The sequence below is a fragment of the Paludibaculum fermentans genome, assembly GCF_051172195.1.
Classification (GTDB): Bacteria; Acidobacteriota; Terriglobia; order Bryobacterales; family Bryobacteraceae; genus Paludibaculum; species Paludibaculum fermentans_A.
This window is the reverse complement of record NZ_JBPJAQ010000005.1, coordinates 96754-111895: the sequence shown is the minus strand read 5'-3', so window position 1 is coordinate 111895 and position 15142 is coordinate 96754. Positions and strand designations below refer to the sequence as shown.

Below are 15142 nucleotides of genomic sequence, written 5' to 3'. Positions count from 1 at the left end.
CCTCCCGGTCCGTCGGATTTTTGGTCCCCGTATGAGTTGGGTCGACTCGTTGAGGAGTATCAGACCTTAAATGAGAACTTGTAAAAGACCCAAGAATCACTATATAAGACTCAGGTATCGGATTCAACCGCCGCACGGCAAGCATCTTACCAGACTTGAGGGTCCGCTATGATGGGGCGGATGAGACGCATTGGGACCGCGGCGTGGATGCCGCTTGTTTTCACGCTGCTACCGATTTTGGCGGCGGCTGCCGCGCCGGAGTACGGATACCGGATCGTCAGAACATTTCCACACGATATTTCCGCGTTTACGGAGGGGTTGGAGTTCCGGAGTGGCCATTTCTACGAGAGTACGGGCGAGTATGGAAGCTCGAGCCTGCGCAAGGTGGAGGTGGAAACGGGGCGGGTTGTGCAGCGATTGGCGTTGTCTCCGAGCCTGTTCGGAGAGGGCCTGACGGTCCTGAACGGGCAGATTGTGCAGTTAACTTATCGCGGCGGATTGGGGTTTGTGTATTCGCAGCCTGATTTCCGCCTGCAGCGCACGTTCCGGTATGAGGGGGAGGGCTGGGGGCTGACGAACGACGGCAGCACGATCTACATGACGGACGGGACCAGCGAGATCCGGTGCCTGAACCCGCTGACGTTGAAGGAGCAGAGGCGGTTCCAGGTCCACGATGGGGCGGAGAAGATCCCATACATCAATGAGTTGGAGTTTGTCCGGGGGGAACTCTGGGCCAATATCTGGAGGACCGAGAAGATTGTCCGGATCTCACCGAAGGACGGAAGGGTGCTGGGCTGGGTGGACCTGTCCGGGATTCTGCCGGCGGCCGAATTGAACCGCGTGGACGTGATGAACGGGATTGCCTACGATGCGATGGGCGACAGGCTCTTCGTCACCGGTAAGTACTGGCCCAAGGTATTTGAAATCAAAGTGATACCGAAGAGCCCGGGTCGCCGGTAGGGCTACTGGACGACGATTTCCTCGCCTTCCTGGACGCCGCCGGTAAGGACGGCATCGGGGCCGTAGACGCGGCCACGGGTGACGGATCGCTTTTCCAGCGAATCGCCCTTGCGGACATAGACGAAAGTCTCACCGTTTTCGCGCTGGATGGCTTCCGCGGGGGCGAGCAGGACATCCTTCTCCCGATCGATGACGACATCGGCCGAGGCGGAGAGGTCGGGCAGCACTTTTTCGTCAGCGTCGAGGATCTCCAGGCGGATAGGGATGTTTCGCAGGTAGTATTGGGCACGGCCCGGGGTGGTGGCGAGCGCGCCGATGGCGTAGACCTTGGCCTTATAGACCGCCTCGGGATAGGCCTCCAGGCGGACTGTCGCTTCCTGGCCGATGCGGAACTGGGCGTTCTGCGACTGGTTGATGTAGCCTTCCACCTGCATGCTGTTGCGGTCGATGACGCGCATCATCAGGGTGCCAGGAGTGACGCGGTCTCCGACGGCCAGGGCGACGCGGTCGCCTCCGGGCCGGACGATGTCCTGGATGACCACCATGCCTTCAGCGGGCGCTTCGATGGTCATGCGTTCGATGTCGCGGCGATGGCGCGAGACGTGCAGGACCTCGATATCGCGGGTTATCTCATTGATTCTCAATGCCGCGGCTTGGGATTGCAGTTTAATGGCGAAGTCGTTCTCGGCCGCTTCGTAACCGGCCTGGGCCTCTTCCACGGCGATTTGGAACAACTGCTGTTGGATGGCGGAGCGGACCTCCAGTGTTTTGAGGTCGAGCCGGGCGCGGTCGAGTTTGGCTTTGGCTTTGCGCAGATCCTGGACCCAGGCTTCGCTCTCCACTTCGAGGAGGGAGCGGAAGCGTTTCAGGGAGTTCTCGCGGGCATGGAGGCCGTCCACTGTGTCGTCGAGGTGGTCGCGAGCGCCCTGGGGATCGAAAGCGGCGACAATCTGGCCCTTATGGACGAGGGACCCGGAGGGCATGAGGGTCATCAGGGTCAGGGGTTGGTCCGATTCCGGCATGGTGAGTTTGGGCACCACGATGTTCGAAAACTCGCGGGCGGAGGTGGCGCCGCTGACGCGGACCCGCATGAGCAGGTCACCACGCCGGATACGGGCAAAGTGCTGAAACCGGCTGGCGTCGGCCCGCCGGGCGTCGGCCTGGCGGGCGGTAAAGTAGTTGTACCCACTGACCCCGCCGATGGTGAGAATCAACAACAGAAGCCAGGACCAGGACCGTCCAGGAGAGGGCGGCGCCTCCGGTTCCAGCGGCGGCTGAGGTTTGGGTAGTGGCGAGAGCACAGAGGACATGACGAGTAGCTGAAACTACAGAGTATCGGATCTGTAGCTAATTTTCAGGCATCCTGTGTAGAGTTTACTTTGCTCCTACTTCGCTTTGTGGTAGTTGGGGTATTCCGGCTTCTCGTACTTGGGCAAAGGACTCTTCTTCAGGCTGTCCATCAATATCTCGACGGCCTTCTCCAGTTGCGGATCGTGGCCCTGGCGAACGAGTGCGGGATCGTTCTCCACTTCGACATCGGGATCCACGCCATGGTTCTCCACATCCCACTGTTTCTCGGTGTTGTAGAAGGCCAGGTTGGGCGCGGTGACTCCGCCGTTGTCGATGAGCGGGGGGAAGCTGAAGATCCCCACCAGGCCGCCCCAGGTACGCTTGCCGACGAGCGGTCCAATCTTGAGCTTGTGGAACATCCAGGGCATGGCGTCGCCGCCGGAGCCGGCGTATTCGTTCACGATCATGGCTTTCGGGCCATAGATGCCGTTCATGGGTGTTGTGAATTCGTGTCCGGCGCGAGTGGTGAAGAAGTTGAGGAGGGGCCGGCGCAGGTAGTCGATGATGTAGTCGGCAACATAGCCGCCGCCGTTGAAGCGTTCATCCAGCACCATGCCTTCCTTTCCGACCTGCGAGAAGAACCAGCGATTGAAGTTGGTATAGCCCTGGTTGGAGGTGTTGGGCAAGTGCACATAGCCTAGGCGCCCGCCGGAGAGTTGTTCGACCTTACGGCGATTGCCTTCGATCCAATCCATGTAGCGCAGGCCCGTCTCGTTCGCGGTGGGAACGACGGTGACTTCGCGACTGCCCTCGCCGTTGGCGTTGGGGCCGACCTTTAGGATTACGCTCTTGCCCGAGGTGGCTTCGAAGAAACTGTAGACATCGTCGGTGGCTTTGACGTCGCGGCCATTGACCGCCAGCAGGAAATCACCGGCTTTGACGTTGACGCCGGGCGCGGTGAGCGGGGCACGCAAGCTGGGATTCCAGTTTTCCCCGCTGAAGACCCTCGCGAACTTGTAGCGGCCGTTTTCGACGCTATAGTCGGCGCCCAGAAGCCCGCCGGGGACGTTCTTGGGGTTGTTCTGGGTTTCCCCGCCGTTGACGTAGAGATGCCCGACCGACAGCTCGCCTAGCATGTCGCGGAACAGGTAGTTGAGATCCTCGCGGTGGGCGATGCCGGGCAGGAATTTCTGGTACTTCGTCTTGTAGTCGGCGAGATTGACGCCGTGCAGATTGGGGTCGTAGAAGAAGTCGCGTTCGATGCGCCAGACTTCGTTGTAGATCTGGGCCCATTCGGCGGCAGGTTCGACACGGACTTCCATCTGGTCGATCTTGAGGGCGCCGTCGCCGGGTTTCGGTGCTGCGGCGGTGGCGGTGATGAACCACTTGTTGCCGGGCTGCGAGTAGAGGATCTTCTCGCCGTTGAAGCTCAACTCAAAGTCGGAGGCGCCGGCGAGGAACTGATCGGTCTTGCGGGTTTTGAGGTCGAACTTGTGGAGGGTACGCGCGGGCGGCCCTTGCGGGGCCACGGGCGGGTCTTCGCGAAGGAAGACCAGGCCTGTCTTGCCCGCGACCAGCTTGGAGTAATTGCGGGCCGGAATGGGGAGGGAGAGGATTCGCTGGGAGATGCCATCGAAATCGATACGAACTTCGACTTTTTCCTCCTTCTTGGGGTCCTCTTTCTTGGCGTCGTCCTTCTTCGCCTCATCCTTCTTGGCCTCGTCCTTTTTGGCGGCCTCGGTCTTCTCCTCGTCGCTCTCGGGTGCGAGTGGCGAAGGGTCCTCTTTGCGCAGCACGGCGATGTAGACGCTGCGATTCGAGATGCGGTCGATGGAGGACATGTCGAGCCAACCGGTGGAGAGGCCGGTATTGGTGCTGGCTGTGAAGTAGATGAAGCGTCCATTGGCGTCGAAGGCGGCGTGGCGCTGGTCGCTGAGGCCGTCGGAGACCTGGGTGGCTTTCGCGGTTTCCAGCGAGTAGACATGGACGGCGCGGAGGAAGTTGCGCTGCAGTTTGTTGTAGACGATCCACTTGGAATCGGGCGACCATCGGGGGCCCATTTCCTCGCGGTCAGGCACGTCGTAGTAATCGGTGTCGACTTTGGTCACCTTCTTCGATTCGAGATCGAGGAAGCAGGTGGTGACGGCGGCATCGCGGAAGAGGATCTTCTTGCCGTCGGGCGACCAGGTGGGGTCGTAGAAGAACGACTTCCAGCCGATATCGTACTTTTTGACTTCACCGCGACCGTTCTGTGGGGCGATGTGGAGCTGGTATTCGCCGCTCTCATCGGAGAAGTAGGCGATGCTCTGGCCATCGGGCGACCAGGCGGGGTAGCGTTCGGCCGCACCGGGCGTGTTCGTGATGTTGCGGATGTCGCCCTTCTCGGCAGGTACGGTGAGGACTTCGCCGCGCGCTCCGAAGATGGCACGGGCGCCGGTGGGTGAAAGGGCCGCGGACTCGATGGTCGAGGCGGCCTTTGCGTAGTAGGGCCGGACCTCGGGTAGATCGCCGTTTAAGGCGACGTTGACGGGGGTGAGTTTGCCGCTCTTCAGATCGAAGAGTTCGATGGCACCGAAGTGTTCGAGGACGATGGCGTCGGGGCCGAGCGAGGCGCTTTTGTACTCGTAGCCCGTGTTTTTGATGGCTTCGGTCACCTTCCTGGATTTGGTATCGAAGACGCAGAGGGTCATCGGGCCGAAGCGGTCGGAGAGGAAGTACACCTTGTCGCCAGCCCACATGGGGTAGAAGTCGTTTGAGTTTTCGCGGGGGATCTTCTCGATTTTCGAATCCGAGAGATCGGCGAGCCAGATGGGGCTGGTGCGTCCGCCGGCATAGCGCTTCCAGGAGACGAAGGCCGGCGCCAGCGGGGTGTAGGCGAGGCGCTTACCGTCGGGCGAGTAGGCAGCCTGGTAGCCCATGGGGAGGGGTTCGATTTCAGCCGGGCCGCCGTCGAGACTCATGGTGTAGAAGTGATTGGCGACGATGGCGGTGGAGCGGTCGGACCGGAACAGCAGGCGCTTGCCGCCGCTATCGAAGGCGAGCGGCACATCTACTCCGGGGTGCCACGTGAGACGGCGGGGCACGCCACCGTTGATAGAGACGAGGAAGATGTCGGTATTGCCGTCGTACTGGCCGGAGAAGGCAACGGTCTGGCCATCGGGGGAGAGGACCGCGTTGGACTCGAAGCCGGGTGCGGTGGTGAGGCGGGTTGCCTCGCCGCCGGAGCGAGCTATTTTCCAGAGGTCGCCGGCATAGGTAAAGACGATGTGGGTCTTATTCATGGCCGGCTTCTGGAGCAGCAGTGGTTGCTGAGCCCAGGCAGAGCAGGACAGGAGCGCGAGAAGAAGGGCGGTCGATCTCAAGGTGGTGGCCTCCAATGGTCGATTGTAAACGGGCGGCGGGTTAGGCGTCGTAACATTCAGTTTATGAACAGCGCGCTGATCTGGGTGGCCCTGCTGCAGGCGGCAGCCTTCTTTCGAATTGAACCGGTGCGTCCGGTGGCGGAGCTGCGGGCGCAGGCGCAAGGATTGAAGCCTCCCGCGGAAGCCGGCCAGTTTCTCGAGACGGATCTGGCGGAGTTGACGGCACTGGACTCGACGGTCCACCTGGACATCCGGTATGCGAGCAACAGGAACTTTCTGGCGACCCCCATTTACACGCAGGCGCGGGCGTTCCTGCAGCGGCCGGCCGCGGAGGGACTGGTGCGGGCGCACCGGCGGCTGAACCAGGCGGGGTATGGGATTCTCGTGCACGATGGGTACCGGCCCTGGTGGGTGACGTGGGTGTTCTGGGAGGCGACGCCGGCGGCGCAGCATGATTTCGTGGCCGATCCAGCCAAGGGGTCGCGGCACAACCGCGGGTGCGCGGCAGACATCACGTTATATGACTTGAAAACGGGGGCGGCGGTGGAGATGCCGAGCCTGTATGACGAAATGTCGGAGCGGGCCTACCCGGACTACCCGGGCGGCACGGCTGAGCAGCGGAGGTTGCGCGGCCTGCTGCGGGACGCCATGGAAAAAGAGGGCTTCCAGGTCTACGAGTATGAGTGGTGGCACTTCGACTACAAAGACTGGCGCCGGTACCGCGTGGCGAACGTCAACTTCGAGGCGATTCCACGGCAGGCACGCTGATGCGGCCGCTGCGCTCGAGCCAGGAACGGAACATGAGGGCGTAGTCAGCGGCTTTTTGGGAGCCCGCGAGGTCCTCCACGCTGAAGAGCGTCTTGCGGCGCCAGTTGGGGTACTGCCAGGTGGTGCCTGGCAGATTCTGCTGGTCGGGCTCCTTGGTCAAATCCTCCTGGTTGAGGAGCATGAGCCGTGAGGGAGTGCTGACGAGATAGCCGATGACTGCATTGTGGAGTTCGCCGGTGAGTTCCGGCCAGTCGGCTGCCTCGCGTGGAAAATGGCCGGGCAGAAAGCCCTCGCGCACGAGGGCCTCGATCATGCGGTGCTTTTCCTCGCGCCTCTCACGCTTCTGGCGGGTATACAGTTCCTCGTCGTTCAGGATGCCGGAAGTGTGGCGTGCCTCGATGTCCCTTCCGGCCCAGAAGCCTGCGATCGTGGGCAGATCGTGGGTGGTGGAGGAGACCAGGGCGTTGCGAGGGTAATCGCGGGGCGGCAGGGGCAATCCGTCGCTACCCTTTTCGAAATAGAAGAGCTTGTAGCGCAGCATGGAAAACTGCTCCATGGCTTCGCGCAGGACGGGCGGTACGGTGCCGAGATCTTCACCGACGACGAGGAAGCGGCCGCGGACGCTCTCGAGGGCGAGAATGCGGAGCAGGTCGCGCCAGCGCTCGTTCACATAGGTTCCATGGGCGGCGGTGGCGCCGTCGGGAATCCAGAAGAGACGGAAGAAGCGCATCACGTGATCGATGCGCAGGGCGCCGCCGTGGCGGGCATTGCGGCGAATGGAATCGACGAACAAGCGGTAGCCGTTCTCGCGGTGCGTCTCGGCATTGGGCGGCGGGAAGGCCCAGTCCTGGCCATCCGGGGCGAAGTCATCGGGCGGGGAGCCGACGCGGGCGCCGGTGACAAAGAACGGGCGGTAAGCCCAGAGGTCGCAACCGCAGCGGTCGGTAGCGAGAGCCACGTCGTGATAGAGGCCGATGGGCATGCCCAGGCCGCGGGCACGGTTCTGGACGGCATCGAGCTGCTGGTCGATCTGCCACTGCACGTACTTGTGGAAGAGGATGCGGCGCCAGTGGGCCTGGGCATATTCGCGAACTTCGGGCGACTCCGGGTTGCGATAGGCCGCGGGCCAGTCCGGCCAAATCCAGAGATCCCGGTTCTGTTTGTGTAGCGATTCGTCGAGGGAGCAGTAGGTGGAGAAACGGTCGAGCAGATCGCCCTGCGCGGCGATCCACTTACGGAAGGCCTGGGCGCGGGCGGTGTTTTTGGCCCATTCCGATCGCAGGAAGCGGCGGAAGAGGAGGCGGAGGAGGCCCAGCTTGAGGCGGGCTACGCGCTCGTACTCAACGAACTCGGAATCGCGGACCGCGGTGAGTTCCGACTGGAATTTTGCTCCCTGGAAGATGGCCAGGGCGGCGGGGCAGAGTTGGAAGTCGGGGACTTGTTCTACATCCAGATAGAGGTAGTTGCGGTGGAAGGAGGACAGCGGAAGATAGGGGCTCGTATTGTAGGGCTGCCGGTTGTGCAGGGCGTGCAGCGGATTCAGGGCTACGAATCCGGCACCCAGGGCGTGGGCGACCCATTCGGTGAGGGTGGCGAGATCAGTGAAGTCACCGGCACCCCAGTTGCGGGCGGAGCGAAGCCCGTAGAGGCTGACGGCGAGGCCTGCGGCGCGACCGCCATGCTTGAGTTGTTCGGGCAGCCACGCGGTTTCCGGAGCGACGATGATGCGTTGGGTTGAGCGAAGGTCTGGCTGGCCGGGCGCCTTAAAGACCACCTCGAGGTCGTGGTAACCGAGGCGGAGGGGTGATGGCAGGGCTAACGAGAACAGGCCGGAATCTCCGGCGGCCAGTGAAGAAATATCAAAGTCGCGCCGCTCGGTCCAGCCGTCCTCCCAGGTGAGGGCCAGGGCGCCCTTGCCGGCCGCCTGATAGGCCGATGGCACGCGAATGGGCACGGCCGCAGAGGGTTCGGCCACATTGAGGACGGTCACCGGGTCCAGCGGACGTCCGGCGATACGTTCCGCTCGCAGGCGAGCGGATTTGGCCAGGCTTTCGGGCGAACTGGTGTCGAGGCCGAATGAGCCAAGGATCGAGAGCAGGGTGGGTTCCTCCACAACATGGTGGCGACCCCAGATATCCCAATACTCCGTGTCGACTCCGAAGTCCTGGCAGAGGGCATGGATGAGTTCCGCGAAGGGGGAAGGCATGGACTTCTACCATTCTATCCAGCCGGCCCGCCATGGGATAATCTAAACAGAGGGGATATGGAAAACAAGATCCGCGAGAACCAGATCACGCTGGGAGAGCCGCCGGCCGACCTCTTCAGCCGGATTGACACGGATGCCGTGGTCAGCCCGAGCGATGGGATCCTGATGACGACGGTAGACAGCGTCATCAACTGGGGGCGGAAGAACTCTATCTGGCCAATGACGTTTGGATTGGCCTGCTGCGCGATTGAAATGATGGCGATGAGCGCCTCGCGGTTTGACATCGCGCGATTTGGCGCCGAGGTGTTCCGGGGCAGTCCGCGCCAGTCGGATTTGATGATCATTGCCGGGCGGGTATCGAACAAGATGGCTCCTGTGATCCGGCAGTTGTACCAACAGATGCCTGAGCCACGCTGGGTGATTTCGATGGGGGCTTGCGCCACCTCGACAGGCGTATTCAGTAACTATGCACTGATCCCGGTGAATCAGGTGATTCCGGTGGACGTGTATGTGCCGGGTTGTCCGCCGCGTCCGGAGCAGTTGATCTACGCGATTATGATGCTGCAGGAGAAGATCCAGAAGCAGACCGGTGTGGTGAAGGATGTTCTGAATCTGTCGTAGTGTAATCCAGGTTCAATCCAGACTATGAAAGCGCCGGCTACAACGCCGGCGTTTTCTTTTGCTCATGTCCATGGATTGCCGACCGATACGCCTGTTGGGAAGACACTTCCCGGATGGAGGCAGGCTATGGAAATTGGACGAATGGACGCAATTGGCGAGTTGCCGACCGTCTCGACGACCTTCCCAATGACACCTCAGCAACGGTCTGAGCAGCGGCAGTTGGTGAAGGCGGTGCAGGCCGTAAACGGAGCGCAGATCTTTGGCGAAGGCACCGAACTGACCTTTGCGTTCGACCGGTACACCAAGGGACCGGTGATGCGGATCGTAGACAAGGAGACCAAAGAGGTGATCCGCCAGGTGCCACCGGAGTACGTACTGCGGTTGGCGGAAGACTTGGGCGGGTAGCTGCGTACGTCATTTGAGTGCCAGGGTGCTGGGAAGCGCCAGTGTCCGCGTCGACTCACCTGTCGAGATGGCGGGAGCCGGATCGCTGGCACGAGTGAGTCCCTGTTGAATCAGGGAGGCGAGGCCAAAGCCGCCCTGCTGCGCCATAACCTGCGCAAGATGCTGTTCCGCGAAGTCTCCCATGGTCGAACCGGCCTGATCCTCGCCTGTGCCCATCCAGCCTCCACCCGAGGATGCCCGCATGGAGTGCATGATTTGCCCGATGAGCAGGGATTCAAATTGCTCGGCGGTTTGCTTCACATGGCGGTTGTCCATGGATTCTCCCCTGGAGATTTGGATTGGATCCGCTGTTGATGGTTGGGGGGCTTGCCTGAGTGAACTGATCATAAGACCTCAATTTCCGCGTCGAGCGCGCCGGCTGCTTTCAGATTCTGGAGGATCGCGATGATATCGCGTGGTGTAGAGCCTACGGCCGTGAGGGCGCGAACGAGATCTTCGACTGTGGCGCCTTGTTTGAGATGAATGCTCTTCGCCGGATCCTCCTTGGCGACAACGTTCACGGTAGGCGTAGTGGCGGTTTGGCCTGCGGAAAGCGGGGCTGGTTGCGTGACGTCGAGCGTAGTTTCCACAGCAATATTGAGGTTGCCGTGCAGGATGGCGGCGGGACGAATGCGGATGCCGGAACCGGCGGTGATTGTGCCAGTCCGCTCGTTGATGATAATACGGGCGGGGCGATCCGCCTCGAGAGTGAGCCCCTCGATCTCGGCCACGAACTCCACGGGTTTCTGCGTCCAGTCGGGCGGGATCGCTACAGAGACGAGTCCGGCGCTCTCGCAGCGGGCGGTACCATCTCCGAATCTCTGATTGACGACGGAGGCGAGTCGGGCGGAGGTGGTGAAGTCAGCCATACGAAGCTGCAGGTTAATCCGCGCGCCCGGCTTCAAGACGGAGGGCGGGGCCTTTTCGACGATGGCGCCGTTCGGGATGCGTCCGGCGGTTGGGTGGTTGACGGTGGTGGAGTTGCCGCCCTTTCCTGCCACAAACCCTCCGGTGACGACCGCACCCTGTGCAACTGCGAAGACCTCGCCGTTGGCCGCTTTGAGGGGTGTCAGGATTAGAGTTCCGCCCTGCAGGTTGGAAGAGTCCCCGATGGCAGAGGCTTGCACGTCGATGCGGGTGCCGGGTTGCGCATACGGGGGTAGGTTAGCAGTGAGCATGACGGCGGCCATGTTCCGGACTTGTATGGCAGATGGTGCGACCTGGATGCCCATGCGGTCCAGCATGTTGGCCAGTGATTGCGCCGAGAAGAACGTTTGTCGCTTGTCGCCGGTTCCGTTGAGTCCGACGACAAGCCCATAGCCGAGAAGCTGGTTGTCCCGAACGCCCTCGATGGAGGCGATTTCCTTAATGCGCGTGCCGGTCCTCGTGGCAGGGGCAATGGCCAACATAGGGATAAGAACGGCTGCAGTGAGAATGAGCATCATGAGGTCCACTTAGAAGGGAAGAAGGCCAAGAAACAGCCTGTAGAGGAAGTTGGGCCGCCGAATGGCGTCATTGACGACGCCCCTGCCATCCACGCGCACCTCCAGATCGGCCAGCCGGTCGGAGGAAACAGTGTTGTCCGTTGAGAGATCCTTGCCCTTGAGGATTCCTCGGATCGATACCTTTTGCCGTTCTGAGTTGATCATGACGTCCTTGATGCCCTCCACGACCATGTTGCCGTTGGGGAGCACGTAGATGACTCGGGCCGACAGCGTAGTTCTGAGCTCAGTTTCCCGGGAGGTCTGTCCCGAGCCTTCCAGTTTGTTACTGCCGCCGAGACCGGCCAGGGAAGAGAGCGGACCGGGCGTTTTCACGGGACCGCCCATCGCGGAGATGGATGCTGACGCGTTGGACTTCCGGCTCGTACTGGTAGTGCCCTTCGAAATGGCGGAGGCTTTATCCAGGATGACGATCGTGACGAGGTCGTTGAGTTGGGCAGCCCGGGAATCGCGGGCGAGGTCAGCCAGGCGGCCTGATTGATCGTAGAGCGAACCGGGCGATGTGACTGGCGGCGGAGCCTGCCGCTCAGCGTCCTGAAGGTATCTGTCGAGCGAGCTCAGTTCCTGTTTCTTTGGCTTTCGCGCCGCGGGCCACAGCGGGACGGCGGAGACTGCCAGCATGAATGCCAGTACGATCGGGGTTCTGATTGTCATTGTTGTCGGAGATCCGAATGATGGCTTGTCCCGGCGCTTCAATGAACGCCTTGAGCCGTTTACCGGTTTGCGTGTTCTCGACGAGGATAGATTCGCCCTGCCGGCCCGTGGCCAAGGCGCGACCCTGGAATTTCACTTGCGCGGATCCTGACTCCACAATCACCTGCAGGTCGTCTCCGATTGCCACTGCGGAAGGACGGGCCAGGAGATCCCCCCGCAAGGGAATCCCCGAACGGATAGTCCGGCGGCACACCAGGCCGATAAGGTCGGCTTCCTCAGTGGCGGGTTTAGGGTCGTGCGGCGACGCGAGCCGAGTGTCATGCCTGATGTCAGCCGGTGTGATCACGTGGCCTTGCGGGAGATCGGCCGCGGCGTAGAAGCCTTCGTGAGGAACGGAGACGCGGACATTGGCCCAGAATGGCGCGCTACGGTGGGCGTCGTACCTGACGTGTCCTTTCCAAAGGAGCGATTCCCGGGTTGATTGAACCGCGGGCCGGGCTAGAGACTTCAACTCAAAGTGGAGCTCTCCCGTGGGCATAGGCAGGCGGCAGAAGTCGATGAGTTCAAAGCGGGCTTCCGGCGGGAGTGCTGCCCGCAGGGCCTGGACGACTTCCTGGGCAGTGTAGGTTCGGGACGGACGTTCCACGCAGACAGTTACCGGCGGCTGTGCGGTAAGCGGCAGGACAGGCGCCCCATGACGAGCCAGCATTGCATTCAGCTGACTGGCCGACCAGAAGCGCCTCAGGCCAGGGGCTGGCGTGTAGCCCAGAACCGCGCCGGCAGGCAAGCCGGCGAAGGCTGGCAGTTTTGCGGCGAGGTCGCCTGCCTGCACCTGCAGGCGATCGACCTGGAGGCAGTCCGAGGCGGTAGCAATGTTGCAGCCGAGTGCGAGTAGGAGAGGTATCTTCATCGGGTCATGTTGTTCACTTGCTGGTACATCTCGTCGGCCGCCTTCACGACCTTGGAGTTGGCTTCGTAGGCGCGCTGGCTGACGATCAGGTCGACAAAGGCCTCCACAACGGAAACGTTGGACTGTTCAACGTAGCCCTGGAGGAGCGCGCCGATTCCCTCCTGGCCTCCGGGTGTGCCGATGGTCGGCTCACCGGACGCATCTGTTGGAGCGTAGAGGTTCTTCCCGATGCTGTTCAGGCCTGCTGGATTGGTGAAGTTGGCGAGTTGGATCTGCCCGCCCAGTTGCGTGGCAGTCTGCCCTGGTAGGGTGTAACTGACGGTCCCATCCGATCCGATAGTGATGCTCTGTGCCTCGGGCGGTACCGTGATTTGAGGCTCCAGCGCATCACCATCACCGGTAACGATGTTTCCATCGCTGTCCATCTGAAATTGTCCGGCACGAGAGTAAGCGATCTCTCCGTTCGCGCGCCGGATTTGGAAGAATCCTCGACCTTGAATCACGAGGTCCAGCGGATTTCCGGTGGACGAGAAGCTGCCCTGTGCGAAGGAAATCTCGTTGGCGGAGACACGAGTGCCGAGGCCGATTTGAAGGCCGCTGGGTACAACGGTCTGGGAGCCTGCCGCCGCGCCGGGCTGCACCATCGTCTGATAGAGCAAGTCCTGGAATTGGGCGCGGCGCATCTTATAGCCGACGGTATTGGCATTCGCGAGATTGTGCGCGATGTTGTCAACATTCGTTTGCTGCGCCTCCATACCGCTGGCGGCGCTGAATAATGCTCGTATCAAAAGTTCACTCCTTATTAGCTAAGCGGTGACGCGGGCGACCTCTTCTACGGCGCGGCGGCTCATCTCAGCACCGAGCTGGCTGGCACGTTGCAGCGCCTCGAATTGCCTGAGTACTCCGACGAGCTTGACGGCCGCCTCGGCAGCGGAGTAGTTGGATGCCTCGAGGCTGCCTTGCCGGACTTCGGCGCTGGCCGGGGTGAGGCCCTGCGATCCACCGCCATCCAGCGAAAAGTAGAGACCCTCCCGGCGTGCGGCCTGAGTCTGAGGATGGAGATTTACGAGCTTGAGACGGCCCATGGCTGCGCCGTCCTGACGGACAGTGCCGTCGGGATCGACCGAGAACGGCGCGTCCGGGTTCAACCGGATGCGGCGTGGTTCCAGTGTGGAGAGTTCGTACCCGTCCACAGTTGTCAGTTGGCCGTTGCGAGCCACCTGCAGCCGGCCGTTGCGTGTCAGCAGCGTACCATTGGGCCCATCCACCTGGAAGAAGCCGGGTCCCGAAAGGGCGAGGTCAGTGCTGTTGCCTGTAGAGGTCAAGAGTCCTTGTGAATAGTCGGTGCGATTCGTCTCAATCACGGGAGCGCTGACCTGGGGAATTCCGCCAGCCTCTGCCGCGAGCAGGCTTTCCTCCGCCATATAGAGGGAATACGCTTCGCGATCCGCCTTGAATCCGGGAGTCGAGACGTTGGCGAGATTATTGGACAGGAGGTCGAGCGTTTCGAGGCGAGAACGCATCCCCGCTGCTGCAGTTGTGGTGAGTGGGTCCATTGGAGACTCGATGAATACCTGAGCAATTGCAGGTCCAGAAAAAACCGGGAATTTCGTCTGGAAATGCCGATGAGGAATCCAAAGCGGAACAAACCTGTACTCCGCGAGATGCCAATTCGGCACACCGTTTCAATTAGGGAAAATGCAACCTATTGATGTGGAGGGCTCTTGCGGATGGCCTTCAGAATGCATGATTGACTTGCGTGAATGCGATCGCCTTCAGCTCTGCAGCCCCTCTGATCAACCCCATCTCGATCCATGACGCCAGGAATGCTCCGGGGGCATCTGCGTTGCCCTCGCAAACGACTGAGGAACTTGGGGCATTCATTTCGGCTTTGATTGAAAGTTTCGGGGTAGACAACACTGGTTGCTCAAGTCAACAGCCTGCCACCGGTGCTTTGGAGGGCGCCCCCTCATTTGCGCGGAAGTGCGGTGAAGAGAATCAGGATCGGCCTGACCCGGCGGCGGAGCAGGGGGCTTCTCGAGAGTCAGATCCCCTAGCAGGACTCAACCTGTATCCTCCAGCCGCCTTCGCGACACCAGCAGAGCATCCCCTGACTTTCGCTTTGCCGCCCAGTGCGGAATTGCCGGAGGATCCAATCGCAGCTTCGAATGGCTCCCTGTCCGAAACGGAACGCCAGGATGAGCAGGATGCCTGTCCTCCAATGGCCTCGCAGGCAGGGGCAGTCAGCCCTCAACTGGTGCTACCGTTCACCGATTCGATCAAGCCGGATGCGCCGTTGAGTTCGCCGCCCGATTCGCTTGAATCCCAATCGGAGCGTCTGGCGCAGGCAGCGAGTGGCATCCCCTCCGCCATGGCGGGGAGCGATGGCTTAGAGGATTCCGGCGTTCCGGTGCAGAAACACCTT

The 15142-nt window shown here is 61.5% G+C and carries 13 protein-coding genes; 4 read left to right on the top strand and 9 right to left on the bottom strand.

From position 1 onward, the window contains the following. The first annotated feature begins 180 nt into the window (after positions 1–180). Positions 181–960, top strand: a complete 780-nt coding sequence (locus tag ACR9Y2_RS39050) for a glutaminyl-peptide cyclotransferase (RefSeq protein ID WP_435047346.1) — start codon at positions 181–183, stop codon at positions 958–960. A 2-nt stretch (positions 961–962) separates the two neighbouring features. On the opposite strand, the gene ACR9Y2_RS39045 is transcribed toward ACR9Y2_RS39050, so the two are convergent. Together ACR9Y2_RS39045 and ACR9Y2_RS39040 are read right to left on the bottom strand one after the other, a co-directional pair. Then, positions 963–2270 (bottom strand): efflux RND transporter periplasmic adaptor subunit, encoded by a 1308-nt coding sequence (locus ACR9Y2_RS39045; RefSeq protein WP_435047345.1) that lies wholly within the window; start codon positions 2268–2270, stop codon positions 963–965. Positions 2271–2345: 75 nt separating this feature from the next. Continuing rightward, positions 2346–5531 carry a S41 family peptidase gene (locus ACR9Y2_RS39040; RefSeq protein ID WP_435047344.1) on the bottom strand — a complete coding sequence of 1062 codons (3186 nt, stop codon included), beginning with the start codon at positions 5529–5531 and terminating at the stop codon, positions 2346–2348. 144 nt (positions 5532–5675) lie between these two features. Here ACR9Y2_RS39040 and ACR9Y2_RS39035 point away from each other — a divergent pair, with 144 nt between their 5' ends. After that, entirely contained in the window at positions 5676–6380 is a 705-nt protein-coding gene (locus ACR9Y2_RS39035; RefSeq protein ID WP_435047343.1) for a M15 family metallopeptidase, read from the top strand. Here the strand turns inward: ACR9Y2_RS39035 and malQ are convergent. After that, entirely contained in the window at positions 6346–8586 is a 2241-nt protein-coding gene (malQ, locus tag ACR9Y2_RS39030) for a 4-alpha-glucanotransferase (RefSeq protein ID WP_435047342.1), read from the bottom strand. The genes ACR9Y2_RS39035 and malQ overlap by 35 nt on opposite strands. Before the next feature lie 57 nt (positions 8587–8643). Between malQ and ACR9Y2_RS39025 the strand changes: the two genes are divergently transcribed. Both ACR9Y2_RS39025 and ACR9Y2_RS39020 read left to right on the top strand, forming a co-directional pair. Continuing rightward, on the top strand, positions 8644–9207 hold the full coding sequence (locus ACR9Y2_RS39025) for an NADH-quinone oxidoreductase subunit B (protein WP_435047341.1): 564 nt from the start codon (positions 8644–8646) through the stop codon (positions 9205–9207). A gap of 126 nt (positions 9208–9333) precedes the next feature. After that, complete coding sequence (locus tag ACR9Y2_RS39020) at positions 9334–9612, top strand: flagellar protein FlaG (protein ID WP_435047340.1); 279 nt, start codon at positions 9334–9336, stop codon at positions 9610–9612. Positions 9613–9621: 9 nt separating this feature from the next. On the opposite strand, the gene ACR9Y2_RS39015 is transcribed toward ACR9Y2_RS39020, so the two are convergent. From ACR9Y2_RS39015 to ACR9Y2_RS38990, 6 genes are all read right to left on the bottom strand, one after another. Further along, a complete protein-coding gene (locus tag ACR9Y2_RS39015) occupies positions 9622–9927 on the bottom strand; it encodes a hypothetical protein (protein WP_435047339.1) in 306 nt (101 codons plus the stop codon). A 68-nt stretch (positions 9928–9995) separates the two neighbouring features. After that, positions 9996–11060, bottom strand: a complete 1065-nt coding sequence (locus ACR9Y2_RS39010) for a flagellar basal body P-ring protein FlgI (protein ID WP_435047338.1) — start codon at positions 11058–11060, stop codon at positions 9996–9998. A gap of 45 nt (positions 11061–11105) precedes the next feature. Then, the gene (locus ACR9Y2_RS39005) at positions 11106–11774 is read right to left on the bottom strand and encodes a flagellar basal body L-ring protein FlgH (RefSeq protein ID WP_435047337.1); all 669 of its coding nucleotides are present in this window, start codon (positions 11772–11774) and stop codon (positions 11106–11108) included. Then, positions 11680–12717, bottom strand: a complete 1038-nt coding sequence (gene flgA / locus ACR9Y2_RS39000) for a flagellar basal body P-ring formation chaperone FlgA (RefSeq protein ID WP_435047336.1) — start codon at positions 12715–12717, stop codon at positions 11680–11682. The genes ACR9Y2_RS39005 and flgA overlap by 95 nt, the downstream gene beginning before the upstream one ends. Then, positions 12714–13505 carry a flagellar basal-body rod protein FlgG gene (gene flgG / locus ACR9Y2_RS38995; RefSeq protein ID WP_435047335.1) on the bottom strand — a complete coding sequence of 264 codons (792 nt, stop codon included), beginning with the start codon at positions 13503–13505 and terminating at the stop codon, positions 12714–12716. The genes flgA and flgG overlap by 4 nt, the downstream gene beginning before the upstream one ends. 18 nt (positions 13506–13523) lie before the next feature. Further along, positions 13524–14273: a flagellar hook-basal body protein gene (locus ACR9Y2_RS38990; RefSeq protein WP_435047334.1), complete on the bottom strand. Its 750-nt coding sequence runs from the start codon at positions 14271–14273 to the stop codon at positions 13524–13526. Positions 14274–15142 lie beyond the last annotated feature (869 nt).

What these genes read in the sequence shown, in the direction of transcription:
- ACR9Y2_RS39050 (WP_435047346.1), top strand. Translation starts at nt 181, where the DNA reads ATGAGACGCATTGGGACCGCGGCGTGGATGCCGCTTGTTTTCACGCTG.
- ACR9Y2_RS39045 (WP_435047345.1), bottom strand. Translation starts at nt 2,270, where the DNA reads ATGTCCTCTGTGCTCTCGCCACTACCCAAACCTCAGCCGCCGCTGGAA.
- ACR9Y2_RS39040 (WP_435047344.1), bottom strand. Translation starts at nt 5,531, where the DNA reads ATGAATAAGACCCACATCGTCTTTACCTATGCCGGCGACCTCTGGAAA.
- ACR9Y2_RS39035 (WP_435047343.1), top strand. Translation starts at nt 5,676, where the DNA reads ATGAACAGCGCGCTGATCTGGGTGGCCCTGCTGCAGGCGGCAGCCTTC.
- malQ (WP_435047342.1), bottom strand. Translation starts at nt 8,586, where the DNA reads ATGCCTTCCCCCTTCGCGGAACTCATCCATGCCCTCTGCCAGGACTTC.
- ACR9Y2_RS39025 (WP_435047341.1), top strand. Translation starts at nt 8,644, where the DNA reads ATGGAAAACAAGATCCGCGAGAACCAGATCACGCTGGGAGAGCCGCCG.
- ACR9Y2_RS39020 (WP_435047340.1), top strand. Translation starts at nt 9,334, where the DNA reads ATGGAAATTGGACGAATGGACGCAATTGGCGAGTTGCCGACCGTCTCG.
- ACR9Y2_RS39015 (WP_435047339.1), bottom strand. Translation starts at nt 9,927, where the DNA reads ATGGACAACCGCCATGTGAAGCAAACCGCCGAGCAATTTGAATCCCTG.
- ACR9Y2_RS39010 (WP_435047338.1), bottom strand. Translation starts at nt 11,060, where the DNA reads ATGTTGGCCATTGCCCCTGCCACGAGGACCGGCACGCGCATTAAGGAA.
- ACR9Y2_RS39005 (WP_435047337.1), bottom strand. Translation starts at nt 11,774, where the DNA reads ATGCTGGCAGTCTCCGCCGTCCCGCTGTGGCCCGCGGCGCGAAAGCCA.
- flgA (WP_435047336.1), bottom strand. Translation starts at nt 12,717, where the DNA reads ATGAAGATACCTCTCCTACTCGCACTCGGCTGCAACATTGCTACCGCC.
- ACR9Y2_RS38990 (WP_435047334.1), bottom strand. Translation starts at nt 14,273, where the DNA reads ATGGACCCACTCACCACAACTGCAGCAGCGGGGATGCGTTCTCGCCTC.